The following is a 4,340-nucleotide window of genomic DNA, read 5'->3' on the forward strand; positions in this document are numbered from 1 at the left end:
GTTTACGAAATAAGCTACAACCAGACTTGTTCGTGACTGTTCATGGGGAAGGCTATTTGTTCGCGACAAAGGTTAAAGATTAGTTGTTGGACGTCACGTGGTAAATAGGGTAAAAGTCTGCAGGGGCTAAGCTATTGTTAAACATATTGAGTTGCACCGCGCCTTGTTTTAACGCCTGTATTTGTGGGCCAACATCCCCAAATGAGTGCGCTCCCTCCAGTAGTTTTACTACAATATCAATTGCCAACTTACCTTGTAACACCACTTGGTCATCACTACTAAACACGACTTTATTACGATACAGTCCGCGCAATATTGCTGGAGATAAATAGCTGCTCACAAGTTTTACTTGGCCAGTTAATTGTCTATGTTGCAATGTTCCTATTGCTGCTTCAATAGCAACTGCACTGCCTAGAATATAATCAGGAATATGGTCGTTAAGCAGATGATGAAGTTGGTCACGGTAAAGGTCGCGATTATTATCGGTATGACGAATTGATGTAATCTCAATGGGACTATCGGCAATAGCATCTTGAATACCAAGATCAACCCAATGGCTGCCACCGACACTTTCTGGACCAGTGAGTAGAGCGAGCTTTACTGGAGATGATGGCGGTGATTTTTTTACTGCATTGGCAATAGAGTGGCCAGCTTCCCAGCCCATTTGATACCAATTAACGCCAACTCGAGTGGTAATAATGGGGTTATCGAGTCTATTGACTAACGCTATGATGGGTTTATTAATTGTACCTTGATATTGGTCAAGTAAATTGGGGGACACAGCACCGAGTAAGATGGCATCGAAGGACTGATTAAGGCAGTATTCAAGTTGCTTTAGTTGTTGCTGTTTTCTGTAATAGCTACCGGCTTCAAATAATTCTAAATTGATGCCTAATTGGCTGGCTTTTGACACCAAACCATAATCAATGCCGATCCAATAAGCGTCTTTAAGATGTGGAACTAAAGCGCAGACTCGCCACGTTTTTTTTGCCGAAGTCAGTTGCTTATATTGTATCGTTCTGACCGTTTGGATTTTGGCATTAAAGGGTGTGCGCTGTTGCAATGTCCAGGTCGAATCTGATGATGCTTCAGCAAGTAATGGTATTATCCCTAAGCAAGCTATGAGCATGTAAACAAGTCGGCGCATTATTTTGTCTCGGTTAAGTTTTCTAGAAAGACCACCAAAAAGATTTAATAATTATAACATTATAAGGAATGAGTGTGAGCACTTTATCACTATCAGGCAAGAGCTTAGTGGGTCGCCTTATGTTGGCATTCTGCTTGCTCGGATTGTTACTGTTAATGTTAGTTAGCCTTGGCAGTATTTCGCTCTATTGGGTAAAGCTTGCCGACCAATATCTATATGAAGAAGCATTACCCGCATCAGAGGCAGCAAGGCAATTAATGCAGTCTTCTAATGGCTTGCTCGACAATGCCCAAGCGCTTGAACGAGTTGAAAAAGAGGAGCAGCGTGTTTTACTTGGCCGTAAGTTGACACTCGAAAGCACTAATTTACTTTCCGCTATTGAACGACTTAATTCATTAAATCTACAAAATCATGGTGCGGATAAAGATAAGCAGTTAGCTGTTTTAGCTGGCGAAATCATTCAAGACTTATCTATTTTCGGGCGCCTAGTTGGTAAGCGTTTAGTGTTGACGGCTCAATTGAGTGATAAAGGACGTGTACTTGCGGAAGCCGCCAGCAATAGTGGGGTTTTACTTGAAGCAGAGCAAGCAGTGGTCGATTCAACTATTCTGGCCAAGTTAAGTTTAGCTTACCCTCAAGTGGTTGGCGCAGAAAAAAGTGCCCACCTTTTGGACTCTATAATCGAACAAGACTTGGATATCCGTGAACGTTTAAACCGAGCTTTAGCATTAATCCATCATATTGCCTTAGTGGGGCAGTTATTGCAGTCGCCAGAACAACAACTTGGATTAAATAACGTTCTCGACAGCATGGCACGCGTACTTTCATCAACAACATTTACTATTCAGACTACCAGCACTAACTTACAAAACGGCAACGAAATACCGAGCCCGTATACAGATTCGAGCACGAGTGGGCAAATTGATTTAATTCCTCTCGAATTACTTAAAGGCTTGATTCGGGACCCTGTTAGGGCGACAGATCTTGAGCACCAATTGATCATCTTAAGGGAAGTGAATGTAGGCTTAATTTTGCAGCAGCAATATGCTCAATTACTTTCTCAACAAAATGCACAGCTGCTAATGCTGACGGATAAATTAGGCCAACTGAATAAGTCAGTCGATAGCGCAATAAAGGCACAACAGCAGCAGGCCGAACATGCCAGAAGTAATTTTTTACAGCAATTATTGTGGGCAAAGTCAGGACTGTGGGCGACAGGTATTTTGATGCTAATCATTATGCTGTTAGTTGTTTATCGAGTGGTTTATAAAGGCATTGCTTTACGCCTGAGTGAAGCAACTGCAGCATTATCTCAATTAAGTCAGGGTAATATCGAAGTGGTACTTGATCCTCACGGAGACGATGAACTCACCGCCATGGCAGCGGCCATTGAAGCTTTTAAACAAAAGACGACACAAAATCAGGCTCTGCAAGCTGAATTACAACAAACTGCATCAGAATTATTTGCTCATAAAGCCTCACTGGAAAGTACTGTAAAGGCACGGACACTCGAACTGGCTGAAACCAACCGTCAACTAGACGCTGAAGCAAAAGGGCATTCGACGGCTAGAGTGATGGCAGAACAAGCTAACAAGGCAAAATCGCTATTTTTAGCGACCATGAGCCATGAAATCCGTACTCCGTTAAATGGTCTTTTAGGCACCCTGACTTTACTGAGTCACTCGCCATTACCTCCAGCACAAAAACAAATGTTGGCATTATCGCAATACAGCGGCACCTTACTGCAAAATGTACTTAATGATATTTTGGATTTTTCCCGTTTGGAACAAGGTAAATTAACTAACGAACCACGGGCTGTTGCGCTTAATGAGCTGCTCGATGAAGTGATGTCAATCATGTTGGCTGGTGCGGGATTATCAGGTATAGCCTTGCATTTAGTTTGCGGTGATTTACCTAAATGGATAACGGTAGATGGCCCCAAATTGCGCCAAGTGTTGTTTAATTTGCTCGGCAATGCCATTAAATTCACTCCAGCAGGAGAGATTACATTACGGGTAAATGTGGTTGATAAACGATTAACCTTTGAAGTGGCAGATACCGGTGTTGGCATAAATGAAAAGGCAATGGAGCAATTGTTTATCGCCTATGGCGCACAGCCTAATCAAGGGAGAACCAGAGGCACAGGACTTGGGCTCGCTATATGTAAAGAATTAGTCTCGTTAATGAATGAGGTTGATACAGCCAATCATTCTATTTGGGTGAATAGTAAAGTGGATGAGGGTTCCATTTTTGGTTTTAGTTTGCCATTACACATCTGTGAGCCAGTACATGAGGTTATTTGCGCGCAACTACCTAAAGTTGATTCTAAATGTGTACTCGTTATTGAAGATGATAAAGTCAATTCCATGGTGGCCCAGGGTTTTTTAGCGCATCTTGGGCATCATTCTGTATTGGCTGACAGCTGTGCTCAAGCAAGAGCGTTGTTTAACGTCGATAGTGCTTTGCAGTTTGATGGCATCATGCTCGACATTCAATTAGGCGATGGTTCAGGAGTGGGGTTATTAGTTGAATTAAAAGATATCGCTAATATAGTCCAGAAAGACATCAGCATTGCCGCATTTACGGCACAAATTCAAGATATTGACATAAAAGAGTATCAAACTGCAGGCTTTGACGACGTATTAGCCAAACCACTTAATATGAAGTTATTAGTCAATTGGATTGGAGATGCAAGTGATAAGTCGCCAATGAACAACGCCAACATGAATAAATTATCCAAGCTAGAGCAACGAACAATTTTTACACACTATCCCGTGGATAAAAAATCATCCGGGTGTAATGAAGACAATCAGTCTTTACTCGATGAAAATCAAATTAATCAAGACTTACAATACCTCGGTACAGCTGCTGTAAAAGAGATGTTAGCGCTTTTCCAAGTCAGTAGTACGCAACACATCAATACACTCGCCGTTTTATCTGCTGATAATGTAAAAGTATTACATGCACTTAAAGGTAGCAGTGCCAGTATCGGCTTTATTCAGTTGAGTCAGTTGTGTAAACAATTAGAAAAAGATCGGATTGATGATGGTTCATATCACTTGCTTAAACAGGTATGGCTAGCATCCATTAACGCACTTGAGTTGAAGTTAATCAACTAACTGATATAGAATCTAAATAATCATATATATGAATAAAATAGATAAGTTCTTCTTGTATTCAAGCGAGTTTATTT

2 protein-coding genes and 1 pseudogene are annotated in these 4,340 nt (G+C 41.4%); 2 read left to right on the forward strand and 1 reads right to left on the reverse strand.

Features of this window, described 5'->3' with window-relative positions:
• Positions 1 to 83: pseudogene (locus tag H5202_RS24360) on the forward strand (two-component system response regulator TorR); the annotation flags it as partial.
• Here the strand turns inward: H5202_RS24360 and torT are convergent.
• Positions 80 to 1,147: a TMAO reductase system periplasmic protein TorT gene (torT, locus tag H5202_RS18355; protein WP_182773343.1), complete on the reverse strand. Its 1,068-nt coding sequence runs from the start codon at positions 1,145 to 1,147 to the stop codon at positions 80 to 82. The pseudogene H5202_RS24360 and the gene torT sit on opposite strands and share 4 nt — an antisense overlap.
• A gap of 68 nt (positions 1,148 to 1,215) precedes the next feature.
• On the opposite strand from torT, the gene torS reads away from it, so the two are divergent.
• A complete protein-coding gene (torS, locus tag H5202_RS18360; RefSeq protein ID WP_182773344.1) occupies positions 1,216 to 4,266 on the forward strand; it encodes a TMAO reductase system sensor histidine kinase/response regulator TorS in 3,051 nt (1,016 codons plus the stop codon).
• Positions 4,267 to 4,340: the final 74 nt, after the last annotated feature.

This window comes from Shewanella sp. SG41-4, assembly GCF_014164505.1.
In the GTDB taxonomy this organism is placed as follows: domain Bacteria; phylum Pseudomonadota; class Gammaproteobacteria; order Enterobacterales; family Shewanellaceae; genus Shewanella.